General features: G+C 42.5%; 12 protein-coding genes and 1 pseudogene. 8 read left to right on the forward strand and 5 right to left on the reverse strand.

All coding sequences use genetic code 11. The features are described from left to right. Positions 1-141: 141 nt before the first annotated feature. From miaB to lnt, 5 genes and pseudogenes are all read left to right on the forward strand, one after another. Positions 142-1575, forward strand: coding sequence for a tRNA (N6-isopentenyl adenosine(37)-C2)-methylthiotransferase MiaB (gene miaB, locus B1L02_RS13390; RefSeq protein WP_088531421.1), 1434 nt, complete (start codon positions 142-144; stop codon positions 1573-1575). Positions 1576-1629: 54 nt separating this feature from the next. Further along, positions 1630-2664 (forward strand): PhoH family protein, encoded by a 1035-nt coding sequence (locus tag B1L02_RS13395; protein WP_088531422.1) that lies wholly within the window; start codon positions 1630-1632, stop codon positions 2662-2664. 3 nt (positions 2665-2667) lie between these two features. After that, on the forward strand, positions 2668-3126 hold the full coding sequence (gene ybeY, locus B1L02_RS13400) for an rRNA maturation RNase YbeY (protein WP_088531423.1): 459 nt from the start codon (positions 2668-2670) through the stop codon (positions 3124-3126). A 22-nt stretch (positions 3127-3148) separates the two neighbouring features. Continuing rightward, positions 3149-4026: pseudogene (gene corC / locus B1L02_RS13405) on the forward strand (CNNM family magnesium/cobalt transport protein CorC). Next, positions 4004-5581, forward strand: coding sequence for an apolipoprotein N-acyltransferase (gene lnt, locus B1L02_RS13410; RefSeq protein ID WP_088531424.1), 1578 nt, complete (start codon positions 4004-4006; stop codon positions 5579-5581). Before corC ends, lnt begins: the two are co-directional and overlap by 23 nt. A 545-nt stretch (positions 5582-6126) precedes the next feature. Here the strand turns inward: lnt and B1L02_RS13415 are convergent. Further along, positions 6127-8283: a tetratricopeptide repeat protein gene (locus tag B1L02_RS13415; protein ID WP_088531425.1), complete on the reverse strand. Its 2157-nt coding sequence runs from the start codon at positions 8281-8283 to the stop codon at positions 6127-6129. 101 nt (positions 8284-8384) lie between these two features. On the opposite strand from B1L02_RS13415, the gene B1L02_RS13420 reads away from it, so the two are divergent. Further along, positions 8385-9044, forward strand: coding sequence for a hypothetical protein (locus B1L02_RS13420; protein WP_088531426.1), 660 nt, complete (start codon positions 8385-8387; stop codon positions 9042-9044). 17 nt (positions 9045-9061) lie between these two features. Here the strand turns inward: B1L02_RS13420 and B1L02_RS13425 are convergent, their stop codons facing one another. Both B1L02_RS13425 and B1L02_RS13430 read right to left on the reverse strand, forming a co-directional pair. Further along, positions 9062-9787, reverse strand: a complete 726-nt coding sequence (locus B1L02_RS13425) for an SIR2 family NAD-dependent protein deacylase (RefSeq protein WP_174694577.1) — start codon at positions 9785-9787, stop codon at positions 9062-9064. A 32-nt stretch (positions 9788-9819) separates the two neighbouring features. Then, on the reverse strand, positions 9820-10338 hold the full coding sequence (locus B1L02_RS13430; RefSeq protein WP_088531428.1) for a winged helix-turn-helix domain-containing protein: 519 nt from the start codon (positions 10336-10338) through the stop codon (positions 9820-9822). Positions 10339-10600: 262 nt separating this feature from the next. Here B1L02_RS13430 and B1L02_RS13435 point away from each other — a divergent pair, with 262 nt between their 5' ends. Both B1L02_RS13435 and B1L02_RS13440 read left to right on the forward strand, forming a co-directional pair. Further along, the gene (locus B1L02_RS13435; RefSeq protein ID WP_088531429.1) at positions 10601-10972 is read left to right on the forward strand and encodes a hypothetical protein; all 372 of its coding nucleotides are present in this window, start codon (positions 10601-10603) and stop codon (positions 10970-10972) included. A gap of 137 nt (positions 10973-11109) precedes the next feature. Continuing rightward, positions 11110-11703 carry a porin family protein gene (locus B1L02_RS13440; RefSeq protein WP_088531430.1) on the forward strand — a complete coding sequence of 198 codons (594 nt, stop codon included), beginning with the start codon at positions 11110-11112 and terminating at the stop codon, positions 11701-11703. Positions 11704-11772: 69 nt separating this feature from the next. On the opposite strand, the gene uvrB is transcribed toward B1L02_RS13440, so the two are convergent. After that, positions 11773-13776, reverse strand: coding sequence for an excinuclease ABC subunit UvrB (gene uvrB / locus B1L02_RS13445; protein WP_088531431.1), 2004 nt, complete (start codon positions 13774-13776; stop codon positions 11773-11775). Further along, positions 13776-15152, reverse strand: coding sequence for an MATE family efflux transporter (locus tag B1L02_RS13450; RefSeq protein WP_088531432.1), 1377 nt, complete (start codon positions 15150-15152; stop codon positions 13776-13778). The genes uvrB and B1L02_RS13450 overlap by 1 nt, the downstream gene beginning before the upstream one ends. Positions 15153-16324 lie beyond the last annotated feature (1172 nt).

A 16324-nucleotide genomic window follows, 5' to 3' on the forward strand; every position in this document is an offset into this window, starting at 1 on the left:
GAAAGTTAAAATCTATACTTGGCTAGACAAGATAGGTCATATAAAATACGCGTCCTTTAGGCATAATGATATCAATTCAGCATCGCCTGCACGAGAAACGCGTAGTGCTAAACACCGAGTTGTAAACGAGGCAATATTTAAATGAGTAAAAAACTGCATATTAAAACCTGGGGTTGTCAGATGAACGAGTATGACTCCCAGAAAATGGCGGATCTTTTGGATTCAACAAATGGCTATCAGCTTACAGAAGAAGCTGAGCAAGCTGATGTGATCCTACTCAATACTTGCTCGATTCGTGAGAAGGCACAGGAAAAAGTATTCCACCAACTTGGTCGTTGGAAACTACTAAAAGACACAAAACCTGATCTTGTTATTGGTGTTGGTGGCTGCGTAGCATCACAAGAAGGCGACACCATTCGCCAGCGTGCTCCATTTGTTGATATCGTGTTTGGCCCACAAACATTGCACCGCCTACCTGAAATGATCAAACAGGTGCAAAGCAAAGAAGGTGCTGTCGTTGATATTTCATTCCCTGAAATTGAAAAGTTCGACCGTCTCCCTGAGCCAAAGGCTGAAGGCCCGAGTGCATTTGTTTCGATTATGGAAGGTTGCTCTAAATACTGTACTTTCTGCGTTGTACCTTATACACGTGGTGAAGAGGTGAGCCGCCCTTTAGATGATGTGATCCTTGAAGTTGCTCAGCTTGCAGAGCAAGGCGTGCGTGAAGTGAACTTACTCGGTCAGAACGTAAATGCTTACCGCGGTGAAATGCACGATGGTGAAATTTGCTATTTCTCTGACTTAATTCGCTACGTTGCAGCAATTGACGGTATTGACCGTATTCGCTACACCACATCGCACCCGGTTGAATTTACACCAGATATCATTGAAGCCTATGCGGATGTGCCGGAGCTTGTTGACCATTTACACCTACCGGTGCAAAGTGGTTCAGACCGTATTCTAAACCTAATGAAACGCGGTCACACTGCACTTGAATACAAGTCAACAATCCGCAAGCTGCGTAAGATCCGTCCAAACCTAAGCATGTCTTCGGACTTCATCATTGGTTTCCCTGGTGAATCAAACGCAGACTTTGAAGCAACGATGAACCTGATTAATGATATCGGCTTTGATATGAGCTTTAGTTTCATCTACTCGGCGCGCCCTGGCACACCAGCAGCCGACTTACCTGATGATGTTGCAGAATCAGAAAAGAAAGAACGCCTGTATATTCTACAGAACCGTATCAACCAAATGGCGCAAGATATCAGCCGTAAGATGCACGATACCGAGCAGCGTATTTTGGTTGAAGGCCCATCGAAGAAAAACCCAATGGAACTGCGTGGTAGAACCGAAAATAACCGCGTTGTAAACTTCGAAGGTCCACACTCAGTGATCGGCCAATTCGTCGATGTACGTATTACTGAGGCGTTACCAAACTCGTTACGTGGTGAGCTTATCCGTACTGAAGCAGAAATGGATTTACGTCGTGACGTAAAACCGTCGGATATCTTAAATAAAGCGCCACAAGAACCTGAAATTAATGAATTAGGTGTTGGTACTTTTACCCCCTAGCATTTTTAAATTGTGCGCTAGCTTCGGCTAGCGTCATTTTTATAGGAAGACATTTTGAGTAATCAGATAAAGAATATAGAAATTTACTTAGAACCCGCAGATAATCACCGCCTTTCTTCACTTTGTGGTCCGTTCGACGAAAATCTAAAACAAATAGAACGTCGCCTTGGAGTTGAAATCGCGCACCGTGACAATTGGTTTAAAGTCACCGGACAAGCGGTAACGGCAAAAGCTGCTGTGGATATTCTAAAGTCTCTATATGTTGATACTCAGCCTGTGAAAGGAAAAATGACAGAAATCGAACCAGCTCAGGTTCATCTCGCCATCACAGAAGCGAACGTACTTGAACAAGACGCCCCAACCGTGTGGGACAAAGAAGTCTATATTAAGACTCGTCGCGGTGTGGTTAAGCCTCGTAATCCAAATCAGAGCCAATATGTTGCTAATATCTTAACTCACGATATTACCTTTGGTGTTGGTCCTGCGGGTACTGGTAAAACCTACCTTGCTGTTGCAGCAGCGGTTGATGCACTAGAACGTCAAGAGATCCGTCGCATCCTACTCACTCGTCCAGCGGTTGAAGCTGGTGAAAAGCTGGGCTTCTTACCAGGTGATTTAACACAAAAAATCGACCCTTACCTTCGTCCACTTTATGACGCCCTATTCGAGATGCTTGGTTTTGAAAAAGTTGAGCGCTTAATCGAAAAAAATGTAATCGAAGTTGCACCTTTGGCGTATATGCGTGGTCGAACACTCAATGACGCGTTTATTATCTTAGACGAGAGCCAAAATACCACCACTGAACAAATGAAAATGTTTCTAACGCGGATTGGTTTTAATTCAAAAGCGGTGATCACCGGTGATATCACGCAAATCGATTTACCTCGTGGCGCGCGCTCTGGACTTCGTCATGCAATTGAAGTACTCAATGATGTAGAAGAAATTTCATTTAACTTCTTTAAATCTCACGATGTAGTTAGACACCCTGTGGTTGCTCGTATCGTCGAAGCATACGAGAAGAAAGAAGAACAAGAACGCCTCGCTAAAGCTGAAAAGCAACAAGCGAAACAGCAACTTTCTGAGGAATAAACCATGGACTTAGTGCTAGATTTGCAATTGGCTTGTGAGTTTGACAACTTGCCATCCGAGGCACAATTTCAATTATGGGCAGAACAAGCATTAACGCAATTTCGCGAAGAAGCAGAATTAACTATTCGCATCGCTGACGAGCACGAAAGCCAAGAGCTCAATAGCCAATACAGGGGCAAAGACAAGCCAACCAACGTGTTGTCTTTCCCATTTGATGCACCACCGGGGATTGAGTTACCACTTATTGGTGATTTAATTATCTGTCCCCAAGTGGTATACCAAGAATCCGTAGAGCAAGAAAAGACCTTCCATGACCACTTCACCCATATGGTTATCCACGGTTGCTTGCATTTACTTGGATTTGACCATATAAATGAACAAGACGCGGTAGAAATGGAAACAATAGAGAAGCAAATTCTCGCTTCTTTGAATATCGCAGATCCTTACAGAGACGATTGTTAAATTAACGGAGTAGATACAACTAATGAGCGACGATAACTCGCAAAGTAGTCAGGGTTCTTCTAGCAAGACCTGGCTGGGACGCATCACACAGATGCTGCAAGGGAACCCCAAAATAAAGAAGAACTCGCTGGAGTTATCGCTGATGCACAAGAACGCCAGCTGATTGACCCAGAAACCAAGGACATGATGGAAGGTGTACTCAGCGTTTCAGAGCTGAAAGTACGTGACATCATGATCCCGCGTTCGCAAATGATTACACTTGATGTGGATGAGCCGCTCAGTGCTCAACTCCCTATGATGGTTGAATCTTCACACTCGCGTTTTCCTGTGATTTGTGAAGACAAAGACCACGTAGAAGGCATCTTACTTGCCAAAGATCTCTTACCTTTGATTTTGCGCGAAGAGAGCGATTTGCCAAGTATCCGCGAATATCTTCGCCCAGCAGTGGTCGTGCCTGAAAGTAAGCGTGTCGATACGCTGCTCAACGAATTCCGTCAAAGACGTTACCATATGGCTATCGTGATTGATGAATATGGCGGTGTATCTGGACTGGTTACCATCGAAGATATTCTCGAAACCATTGTTGGTGAAATCGAAGATGAACATGATGACGACGAAGAACAACAAGATATTCGTCAGCTATCTAAACATGTTTATACCGTGCAAGCGCTCACGCCGTTGGATGAATTCAACGAGTTCTTCAAAACCAACTACGACACCCAAGAAGCCGATACCATAGGTGGTATTATTCTTCATGCCTTTGGCCATATGCCAAGTCGTGGTGAAACCATAGACATAGATCCCCTTCAGTTTAAGGTAACTAACTCCGATAACCGGAGGATCTTACAAATTCAAGTAAGTCTACCTAAATCTGAACATGTTGAAGACTCTAGTATCTAACCTGAGTAATCTCGCAAAAGATAAGTTTGCATGGCTAGCACTCATTTCTGGCTGTGCACTTACTTTTGCTTATTCCCCTTTTGACTTTTGGCCTATCGCCTTTGTCAGCTTGATTATAGCAACTTGGCTTACCGATAAGCCCAGTCCAAAGCTCGCGGCTAAATATGGCTTTTTATTTGGCTTTGGCTGGTTTGCCCTTGGCATAAGCTGGGTGCATGTCTCTATCGCTGAATTTGGTGGTTTACCCTTACCTGTCTCGGTACTATTGATGGCATTGCTATGTGCTTATCTTGCCATCTACCCGACAGTGGCATTTGTTTTTGCCAGCTACTTTACTCGCACACCGTGGCAACGAGTGTTGGCACTCGTTGCGGGTTTTGCCATTACCGAGTGGTTGCGAGGCCACATGCTTACTGGCTTCCCTTGGCTTAGCTTTGGTTACACCTTAACTGACTCGTCACTGGGCAGTTTAGCCCCTTGGATCGGTGAATTTGGCTTAACATTGTTAGTTATTTTAGCGACAGCAAATCTTTACTATCTGTTTAAACAGCGTGCGATTTATCTCACCATAGTCAGTTTTGCAGGTATTGCTGGTCTATACAGTGTACCGATAATTCAAGGCCCGCTGAAATACTCAGGAGATGAAATCACTGCCTTACTTGTGCAAGGTAATATTAAGCAAAGCTTGCGCTGGGAACCCGAGCAGTTTTGGCCTACCATGTCTAAATACCGAGATATGACCAGGCCTAACTGGCAAGGCGTTGACTTAGTGGTGTGGCCAGAAGCAGCTATTCCGGAATTCGAAGATATCGCCTACCCATTTTTAGAAGGGCTGGACAAAGCTGCCGCGTTTAATGGCACTGCACTAATAACGGGTATTCCTGACTATCAGTTTGATACCAGAACCGCGTACAACACGCTGATCACACTTGGTAAAAAAGAAAAAGAAGATAGCGAAGGGCAATATTACTATCTGCATAAAAACCGCTACCAGAAGCACCAGTTGTTGCCTATTGGTGAGTTTGTTCCGTTCGAAGACTTATTACGCCCTATTGCGCCTCTCTTTAACTTAGCGATGTCGTCGTTTACCCGAGGTGAAGCGGTACAGCCAAACCTACTTGCGAATGGTTTACATGTGCTACCCGCTATTTGCTACGAAATCGCGTTTAGCGAGCTTGTCAGAGGTAACTTTACCTCTGAGTCAGATATTCTTTTTACTGTGAGCAACGATGCTTGGTTTGGAGATTCCCACGGCCCGCATCAGCATATGCAGATCGCTCGCATGCGTGCCTTAGAATTACAGCGCCCATTAATCCGCGTAACGAACAATGGTATAACCGGTGTTTACGATCCACTTAGCAAAGTTCAGCATACCATTCCACAATTCGAAGCCAATATACTGAAAAGTGATGTAAAACTAATTAGTGGAGTGAGCTGGTATGCAGAGCATGGTAATCGCCCCATCTGGTTTATTGTCGCTTTTATTATGCTGATACTCGCCGCCGCAAAGGTAAAGCCTATAGTGCTTAAGCGGTTTGAACGCAACTTTTTGTAGTTACGGTGTTGTAGCTATCGCGATGTAAAATCGCTCCTCCACGCGATATATAACCTCTGGTAGGAGCCGCTTTATGCGGCGATCTTTTGTGCCATATCGCGATGTAAAATCTCCTACACGCGATATATAACCACAGGGGGAGTCGCTTTACGCGGTGATCTTTTGTGCCATATCGCGATGTAAAATCGCTCCTACACGCAGTACATAACCATAGGTGGGAGTCGCTTTACGCGGCGATCTTTTGTGCCATATCGCGATATGAAGTCGCTTCGACTCGCAGTACATAACCACAGGTGGGAGCCGCTTTATGCGGCGAGCTTTTGTGCCATATCGCGATGTAAAATCTCCTACACGCGATATATAACCACAGGGGGAGTCGCTTTATGCGGCGAGCTTTTGTGCCATATCGCGATGTGAAATCGCTCCTACACGCAGTACATAACCATAGGTGGGAGCCGCTTTATGCGGCGAGCTTTTACTGTATCACAATGTAAAATCGCTTCTACATGCAGTATATAACTTCTGCTGGAAGCGGCTTTATGATGTTACTCACAAGGTATAATAACACTCACTTTCAACCCACCTAATTCACTGTGCGCAACAGTGATGCTGCCACCATGCAATTCAACCAGCTTTTGACAGATAGATAAACCTAAGCCGGAGCCACCAAGGTCTCGACTACGAGACTTGTCACACCTGAACAAACGTTCAAACAATCTGCCCAAAGCTTCATCGCCGACACCAGGGCTTGAATCTTCAATAAGACATTGGATCTGCTGGTTTTGATAGCAAATATCCACGGAGACTTCTCCTGGTTTGTCGGTATAATTCACGCTATTACGAGCCAAGTTATTAAATACCTGAGCGAACCTAGTTACATCAATGTCGATCTCCAGTTCATCTGGTAGTTCAATATTGGCATTAAACTCAAGCCCTTCATCCGTTACAAAATCATCAATATCTTCAACAAAGCCAATAAACGCTTGTTTGGCATTGACGCGCTCTAACGCTAAGTTAAGGCTGCCGGTATCTGCCTGCGCGAGTTCATAGATATCTTTAATTAGTGTGTTAAGAGTATCGAGACGGCGGTTAAGCACTTTGTAACTCTGCTTTGGATTTTCCACCAAATTATGTTCCAGAGATTCAATATGTAGTTTAAGTACGGTAAGCGGCGTTCTTAATTCATGAGAAATATCAGCAAGTAATTGCTGCTTCAAGTCCAAGGTTTTGTTGAGTAGCTGTTTTTCAAGTTCCAGTGCGCGACGTTTGTTTCTCGCCAGTAACAAAAACGCGCTCAGTAGAACTACCAAAACTCCCACCACTGCTGCCGTTACTATTTGTTGGACGCGCTGTTCAGCCAGCTCTACATCACGCTGTGCTTTTAAACTTTGTAACTCATACTGATTTTTCTGATACTCGGTATCCATCTGATAGGCTAAGGCTTTTTGGCTCGCTTCTTTTTTAAGCTGAGAAACTTTCGATTCCACATATTGCTGGTGATAATTAAGTGCAGATTCAAAGTCACCTTTCGCGCTGTAGGCGTCTGTTAACACCCGCAAAGCGCTTACTTCAAGGCCAGGCTGGACCTCATCTTGAGCAATAATTTGCTCCATATTTTTTATAAAGAAATCGGCTCGCTCAGGTAAAACAATTTGCGCATAGGTAGTCATCGTCTCTTGATAAAGCACTTTGCTTTGTACCGGATCGATTAACTCTAACGCCTTTTCAACATATTCTTTGGCCTTAGCTTTTTCATCTGCTTTTAATTTAACTTCAGCCAAATTGCTCAGCGCCCAGCCCTGATTTCTGGTGTGGCCGCTCTCTTCGAAAATCGTAAATGCTTTTTCAAACGACGCTTCCGCATTTTTATATTGGGTTAACTGCATTTGTTCACGACCAATACGGATCAAGGTATAGGCCGAGTAAACCACACTGCCCGCTTTAATGTCATAGTCATACGCAGTTTGATAGGCTGCTAATGACTTTTCATGGTCGCCAATCACTTGGTGCGCGCCCCCCAAGTTATAGTAAAGCTGTCCAAGTAAAACGATACTTTCCTGTTTTTGGCTTTTTAGCACCGCGATTGATTGTTGTAATAGCTCAAGGGCTTTGTCAGGTAAGGATAACTCTGAATAGGTATCTGCAAGCTGAGTAATCGCCAATATTTGCAACTCTGGGAGCTCATGACTTCTTGCAATTTCAATCGACCTTTCGTAGCTCTTTACGCCGTTTTTATAATCACCATTTTGAGTATATGCAGAACCTAGAAAGCGATGCGCATGGCTAAGCAAGCGATACATTTTTAGCTCAGAAAGCTGAGTAACCGCGACCTGTAAATGATTAACGGCGTCACCAAATCTTCCCTCATTAAGCATGAGGTCACCATACGTTAAAGAGTATTTAGCTTCATATTCGGGTAAGTGATGCGAGAGTAATACCTGTTTAAAACGATCCACCCATTTATGTGCCTCTTCGAGCTGGAAACCGTTTTTTAATGCAACTGTGGTCTTATGGTGAACGTCAGCGATTTCCTCAGGCGTTAAGCCTGACTCTAATACTTGGTCGACTTTTTGAAGCGCGCTATCACGTGTTTCTTGTTGCTGAACTTCTTTTATAAAAGCATCATATAAACGCTCATTAGCGTGAACTAGTGGGCTTAGTAGTAGGCAACAAGTAAGCAGTATTATCTTAAAGTGCAACACGTCATCGTCTCTTTGTTATTATCGTTATAAATTGAGCAAAACAGCAGGCAAGTAGGCTATCATATTGCGTGAGCATTAAATAATAAATTGTGGTTCTATGTATGTCGAATAATTGTCTAACTCAGTTTTTGTTAGCGTTAAAAAGCGCGGATATAGAAAAAATAAAAGCCGTGTACGCACGGGTGACCAAAGAGGAGCAGATTGAGGTCCTCAAGTTTCTTTTTCAAAGTGCACAAAGTAATGGTGCACTCTATGGTCACTATCAAGATATAGCGAGTGTTTGCTTACAAGCAGCACGCTTTCCAGAAGCGATGATAGCTGCGATTAACTCCTTGGAGAAGTTTGCCTTTTTCTCAACACCTTTGATCCAAACTGAGCAAATCAACAATCTCAACCCACAAGGGAATAACGTCTTACACATTCTTTTATCGCAAATGTCCGCGAAAGATAACGGTCTAAATTACCTTAGAACCTTATTGCACTTTGAAAGCAAAGAGTTACTTCAAAATGCGCTGAGTCAAAGAAATGCAAAAAAGTTAACACCTCTAGAATGCTACTTAGCTTTTAATAGCCATACTGCGCCACTTAGCATTCAAGAATTAAGCGCGTTACTTGGCTTGATGGAAATCGAAAGGCAGCATATAAGCACAATGGAAAACCACAACGCCAAAGTGATTGAGTCACACCTCATACAGCAAAGCCGACTCAGTGAATATAAACAATTCCTGCTAGCCACTTACTATCAAGGCAACGCAGGCTAACTTTTCCAAACTTTTGGTTAAGAGGCTTGCAATCTAGCGATGTATTCACTTGCCGTCATACGGTGATAAGTGACTTGACCGTAGAGTAAATGCGCAGGGTTTGGGTCAACCACTTCTATCGGGATTGCTTTGTGCCTTGCAATTTCCAAAGCCATTTGAGTGATATTGACACTAAAGGAGGTGCCCATAAAAATTATTCTATCCGCGGCATACATTCGTGACTGAGCTTCGCTAATACGATAAAGATCAGTGTAGTACTCGTCGAATAACAATACATAGGGTTTAAGTGACACGCCTTTTTCAGGTCCTCGTCGAGCAATCTTAAACAGCGCTAACAATGACTCTGCTAATCGACTTTCATCTACCTCATCCCAAGGAGCTGTATAACACTCGGTGGGCTCTCCTTGTGTATGAAAGGGTGTCACCTGATCGACACGTCCATGGATAGCAATAAAGTGCTTATTGCCCGCTTTACCGTCTAAACCGTCGATATTTTGTGTGATCAGGTTTTTATCACTAAGCCATTGATGAACTTGGTTGGGGCCATGGTTACGATAACTCACAAAACGATGGTAATACCACTTTAAGAATTCCACCGGTTGCGATTTATACATTGCTCGCGTTGCCATTTCTTGAGGAGTGTAATTAGCCGAACCTATCGTCCAAAACCCATCCTCTCCTCGAAAAGTCGGAATACCACTTTCGGCACTCACCCCAGCCCCCGTGATATACAACGTTTGCAACATGACACAACCTCAACTCTAGTAAATTTGACTCACGATAACGTAAAGTAGATACCTAAAGCTAACAACACAAGTACACCCGCAAGCCCAAACATCGGCAGCTTGCTGCTACTCGATCCAGGCCTTTCGAACACTTCAGAAGGTGTTTCAGTCACTACCGTTTCTTCTTCCACCGGTTTTACATCCGGCTTAGTCGACTCATGGGTAGCTGTCTCGGGTGAAGCCTGCGATGAAGTCTGGGGTGCTGCAGTCCCTTCAAAAGCCGTACAAGGGATCTGCCATTGATACCCTTTTCGTGAAAAGGTTTTGATGGCATCATCACCAAACAAAGCTCGTAAATGCCCAATGTTTTGAAATACGACCTGATCTGTTACTTTTCTATCTGGCCATACCTTCTCTAAGATGTCTTCTTTACTGTGGATGGTTTGAGGAGCGGATAAAAATAACTCCAATATCTGAGCAGGTTTTTGTTTTAAATTTAGCTTTCTGTCATCTTTATAAAGCTTTAGCTCTTTGCTATCAAACAAAAAATCCTTAAAAGCGAATTTCATTTCCCTAGTTCCCAACTTGGTCTTAATTAGTGTAATAGTTATTGTTTTATTCAAATTTACTACGACATAACATTGCATTTATAGCGAAACATGTCGCGAAAATATAGGGTAATGTTACATCGGTTTACAAACTATTGAAAAAATCGGCTTTTAGTATAGAGCGATCACTCAGAAAATCACTACCTAATCCTTAGAATAATTCGAATAGACTCAAAACCTAAGCATATATAAACTGCGTATTCCGCGATTGTTAGGCAGACTCATGTTACTTGCTTTTATCTACTCCATCGTCTTGATAAAAACCTCATTATTAGGATTAGGTATTGTCAGTATTGTGCTCTCATCTGTCTTTATCCTCGCGCTACGCTTCAACATACCCGCTCTATCAGTCAATGCGAAAAGCAAATTCGTTAAATCATTTAAACTTGTGCTCTTTGCACACTTACTCGGATACTTGCTGCTATTCAGTAAACTTTTGTTAATTGGTGGCTGGCAAGACGTGCCTATGTTCATTGCAAGTCACTTGGTCATGCATCACCTATGGAGTGGACTTATTGCTGCAATTTTGACATTTACAACCATACAAAAATATCAAACATTCATTGCAAAACCCAAGACGACAAAAAGCACTTAACAAGTGCAACTATTTATATTTGTAAAATAAAGAAAACCAAATTCGACGCCTTCTTACACTTTATGACAGCCCCCCAACAGACCTTGACACTCCCTCTATTTATACTGTCCTCAAGTTAACCACAACGGACATTGATTATGAAAATTAAAGCACTTTTATCTCTTGCATTACTCACAACAAGTTTATCGTCTTTTGCAGAACAAAATAACGAGACACATCGCGTTGGTTTAGACATCGCTGGCGGTGGTGCTTCTTATAAAAGCTCAAGTAAAGATGGCGATGGTGTAGGCCAAGCCTATCTGTATTACAACTATCACTTTACGCCCATTTTGGCGCTTGAATTAGGTTATAACAGCGGTGAAGATTTAGATGATTGGAAGTGTGAAGACGAAAATGATCGCAAGTTTACCTGTACGCAAAACAACAAAACTTTGTTTGGCCTTGGCGCCGATAACTTAGAATTTGATAACTTTGTCGTTGCGGCAAAGGGCTACTATCAAATTTCCGACAACAGCTACTTTTACGGCAAATTAGGTGCAAACTATTACGATTACGAAATCACTCGTGGCCGCACTAAATTAATTACCGACGATGGTATCGGCTTTGTCGCTGAAGCAGGTTGGCAATATGACTGGGATAACGGCATGGCAGTTAACCTTGGCTACAAATACCTTGATATGGGTGACTTGGATACATCGAGCCTATCTCTAGGTGTCAGCTACCGTTTCTAATACCCAGCCACTAAAAAGCATGTGAGTGCCACATGCTTTTTTTTATACTCAAAATCCTACGCTTTAACGCTAAGCTTTAATTAAACGCTTTTGTAAGATCTGAACTTGATCGCGCGCTTGCGCCGCTTTTTCAAACTCAAGCTCTTTAGCAAACTTCATCATTTGTGCTTCGAGTCGGTCTATTTCTTTGGCGATCTCTTTCGCATCCATTGCTGGCATGCCTGGTTTAAACTTGGCATCAATATCAACCACTTTGTCATCAGCCACTTCCTCACCGAGATCCATTACATCCGTGATCTTCTTATTGAGCGCCGTTGGTGTAATACCATTAGCCTCATTATACGCCTCTTGCTTTTCTCTGCGTCTTTGCGTTTCATCTATAGCTTGACGCATCGAGTTCGTCACCCTGTCACCATATAAAATCGCTTTACCATGTAAGTGACGTGCCGCGCGGCCAATTGTCTGAATAAGAGAGCGCGTCGAGCGTAAGAAGCCTTCTTTATCTGCATCAAGTATGGCAACCAAAGACACCTCAGGCATATCCAAGCCCTCTCGTAACAAGTTGATACCGACTAGTACATCAAAAACGCCTTTGCGTAGGTCTCGAATGATCTCCATTCGTTCAACCGTATCGATGTCAGAGTGTAGGTAACGCACCTTAACATTATGATCGTTAAGATAATCGGTCAGATCTTCTGACATGCGTTTTGTTAGCGTGGTAACCAGTACACGCTCATTCACTTCCACCCGTTTATAGATCTCAGAGAGCAAATCGTCAACTTGAGTTGCAACTGGACGCACTTCTACTTCTGGATCTAATAGCCCTGTTGGACGGATCACTTGTTCGGCAACATCACCCGCTGATTTATTCAATTCATAATCACCGGGAGTCGCCGAAACATAAATGGTCTGCGGCGAAATCGCTTCGAACTCTTCAAACTTTAGTGGTCTATTATCTAGCGCAGACGGTAATCTAAAACCATATTCAACCAAGTTTTCTTTACGACTGCGATCGCCTTTGTACATCGCCCCCACCTGCGAAACGGTAACGTGAGACTCGTCGATGATCATAAGCGCATCATCCGGCAAATAATCTAACAACGTTGGTGGTGGCTCGCCTGGTGCACGTCCCGATAAATATCGACTGTAATTCTCAATACCAGAGCAATAACCAAGCTCGGTCATCATTTCGATATCGTATTGTGTACGTTGAGCGATGCGCTGCTCTTCGACGAGACGGTTTTTATCCAATAATTGAGCACGGCGATCTTTTAGCTCCACCTTAATACGCTCAATGGCATCAAGGATCTTTTCTCTTGGTGTCACATAGTGAGTTTTTGGATAAATAGTGGCGCGAACTAGGTGTTTTTCAACGGCTCCAGTCAACGGATCAAACAAACTAATCCGCTCAATCTCATCGTCAAACATTTCAACCCGTACCGCGATAGTTTCTGATTCCGCAGGAAAAATATCAATAACTTCACCGCGAACTCGATAGGTCCCACGGCTAAAATCCATATCATTACGCGTGTATTGTAGTTCTGCCAAACGCCTTAACATGTCACGCTGATCGATTGTTTCACCGACTTTCAGTAACAACATCATTTTCATGTAGGAGTCGGGATCACCAAGGCCGTAAATCGCTGAAACTGAAGCTACGATGATAGTGTCTCTGCGCTCAAGCAACGCTTTGGTTGCGGATAAACGCATTTGCTCAATGTGATCGTTAATAGACGCGTCTTTCTCAATAAAAGTGTCGCTGGCTACTACATAGGCTTCAGGTTGATAATAGTCATAATAAGAAACAAAATACTCAACCGCATTATGAGGAAAGAACTCTTTCATTTCGCCATATAATTGCGCTGCAAGCGTCTTATTGTGTGCCATGATAATTGTTGGGCGGTTAAGATTGTTTATGATGTTGGCCATGGTAAAGGTTTTGCCCGTCCCCGTAGCCCCCAGCAAAGTTTGATGTGCAAGGCCTGACTCCAAACCATCACACAGCTGTGCAATAGCCGTTGGTTGATCTCCGTTTGGCTGAAACTCAGAAACTAGCTGAAACTTATCTTCCATTACACCTCCTTTTGGACCTCGCTTGCTGCAATTTCATTAATCACTTTCTTAAACCAATTGTAGGCAATGGCTGCGGTAAACAAATTACCCAAAGCTGCGCCTGCAAATAATCCTGGCAACCCAGCCAACTGAGAGCCTATATAAGCAATAGGTACATAAAATATGAACAACCGGATCACACTTAGAATGAGCGCATTCATCGGTTTATGCAACGCATTAAATGACGAATTGGTTAATATGATCACGCCTTGAAGGCCGTATCCTAGCGGCATGATATAAATGAATAGCTGTATGGTTTCAACAACCGCCGGCTCATTACCAAAAGTATGACTGATGTAGTACGCACTCAATACCAGCAATAAATAAACAGCAAATTGAAAACCGAGCACAAATTTAAGTGTTTGGGTATAGGCATCAGAGACACGCTGATAGTGTTTTGCACCAAAGTTCTGACTGACAAATGGAGGCAAGGTCATAGAAAGCGCTAAAACCACAAGACTTGCAATAGACTCAATACGACTTCCAACACCAAACGCGGCCACAGCTTCAGGTCCATAGCTGGCAATAAGTGCTGTCATTACCGCCATAGCTAAAGGCGTCAGCATATTTGCTCCCGCTGCAGGCAGGCCTATAGTGAGGATTTTTTTCGCCGCATTTGTGAAGCTGGTGTATTTTGCAGACAGTGAAATAAGACGCTTTTTAACTATCAATAAATATAAAATAATAGTTACCCCCAGACTCCAGGACAACACACTGGCAACGGCCGCCCCTTTTACACCCATCTCATCAATAGGTCCAAAACCGAAGATTAATATCGGGTCCAGCACCGCATTTACTAACCCCCCAAGTCCCATGACTAAACTTGGCGTTTTGGTATCGCCACTAGCGCGCAACACTGAATTACCAATCATCGGCGTTATCAATAAAATTGAACCAATAAACCACACCGACATATAGTCGTGGATGAATGGCATAACTGCTTTACCCGCCCCAAGGAGAAGAAAGATCTCATCGACAAAAACAAATCCAAGAATAGAAAGCAGTAAAACGAGTATGGCAGAGATAATAATAGCCACTGCGGCATCAAATTTAGCTTCATCGAGCAAATTGCTACCCAAAGCCTTAGCAATGACGGCGGATGTGCCAATACCCAGCCCGATGGCTAAGCTAATAACAGTAAAAGTAACGGGAAAAGTGAAGCTGATTGCAGCGAGTGGCTCAGTACCAAGCATACTAATAAAAAAAGTATCAACGAGATTAAACATCATCAGCGTGATCATCCCGAATATCATCGGGATCGTCATTCGCTTTAAAGTCGCCCCAATATCACCAAAAAGGATATCGTTGCCAGTGGAATTTGACTTAGCTTGAGTCATAACAACCTATTTCTGATACTTTAAGCGGCTCATTGTATGCTATTCAAGATGTTGACGCTACGCAGGAAACGTCAAGAGTCGTTATAAAGTCTAAAATAGCAACAGTTACTTATAAAAAGCCTGTATTACAGCGAGGGATTGAAGTTTAGTGTTGAAAATAACGATTCAGTAAGTTTTGACAAAAAAGTTACAACCCGAGTTGCAAAGTAGCATGTTTTTTGCACAGCCAAAATGGTGAAAAGTTCATAAAAGCTTCACACTGAACAACAAATAAACAAAAATAACCAATCAAATATAAACCATTGATATTATTAAAATTAAATATTTATCGAATTTTACTTGAAACGGCTGCAGCGCCCTAATTTCATAGTCTTGCAATACTTCTCAAATAATAATAAACAATGTTATCCACAGATTCCGTGGATAAGTCGCTCCAAGCCAATAAAATAAAGGTTTTCAGCTTGGAGTAATTTTGATCAACGGCGTGTTTAGTGTGATCATTCTCAAAACAACAACTGGATCAATTTAGATCTCTAGACTAACATTGCATCTGGAAGAAAAAAGTATTTAGCTACTAAAAATAACAAGGAACACATATCCAACTGTTTTAATTAAACTTTTTTATAAGTCATTGATTCTCACTTTAATGATAGTAACTACTTACTGTTTGCCACGCCGCGTTTAAATAGAGATTATAAATACCACACTATTTATGCTCATTGATCTCATTCACGTGATAATTGCGATGATTTAAAGATCTCAAGAAAACATCATAAAATGAGCAGTTAGGGATATAATTCAAACAAAACGTTCAAAAAACACATTAAACAACAACATACCACTGTATAGATAAACAGCAAACACTGTATATGTTAATTTTATTCGACATATCCCTACACGGTAATTTAGGAATTTTATACAACACCCTCTATTTTCATATTTTGCAGATCTCCATCATGTAGGGCTCTTGAAACCAAAGCTAGCTAAGAATCCTTATATTAGAGATGAATAAATTACGTATCACTCACCTTTTTACTATATCAAGAATGCTAAACTAGCCAAAAAGCCAACAAATAGCGCATTAATTCATCGCTTAGTAGAGTTTTTTACGTTTCTGTGATTTTAGTGGTTGACACCTTGCAATGTCGTCATTAATATTTCGCCCCGTTGAG

The organism is Pseudoalteromonas piscicida (genome assembly GCF_002208135.1).
In the GTDB taxonomy this organism is placed as follows: domain Bacteria; phylum Pseudomonadota; class Gammaproteobacteria; order Enterobacterales; family Alteromonadaceae; genus Pseudoalteromonas; species Pseudoalteromonas piscicida_A.

Excerpts from the sequence above, each read along its gene's own strand:
- miaB (WP_088531421.1), top strand. The coding sequence starts at position 142 with ATGAGTAAAAAACTGCATATTAAAACCTGGGGTTGTCAGATGAACGAG.
- ybeY (WP_088531423.1), top strand. The coding sequence starts at position 2,668 with ATGGACTTAGTGCTAGATTTGCAATTGGCTTGTGAGTTTGACAACTTG.
- lnt (WP_088531424.1), top strand. The coding sequence starts at position 4,004 with ATGTTGAAGACTCTAGTATCTAACCTGAGTAATCTCGCAAAAGATAAG.
- B1L02_RS13420 (WP_088531426.1), top strand. The coding sequence starts at position 8,385 with ATGTCGAATAATTGTCTAACTCAGTTTTTGTTAGCGTTAAAAAGCGCG.
- B1L02_RS13430 (WP_088531428.1), bottom strand. The coding sequence starts at position 10,338 with ATGAAATTCGCTTTTAAGGATTTTTTGTTTGATAGCAAAGAGCTAAAG.
- B1L02_RS13435 (WP_088531429.1), top strand. The coding sequence starts at position 10,601 with ATGTTACTTGCTTTTATCTACTCCATCGTCTTGATAAAAACCTCATTA.
- B1L02_RS13440 (WP_088531430.1), top strand. The coding sequence starts at position 11,110 with ATGAAAATTAAAGCACTTTTATCTCTTGCATTACTCACAACAAGTTTA.
- uvrB (WP_088531431.1), bottom strand. The coding sequence starts at position 13,776 with ATGGAAGATAAGTTTCAGCTAGTTTCTGAGTTTCAGCCAAACGGAGAT.
- B1L02_RS13450 (WP_088531432.1), bottom strand. The coding sequence starts at position 15,152 with ATGACTCAAGCTAAGTCAAATTCCACTGGCAACGATATCCTTTTTGGT.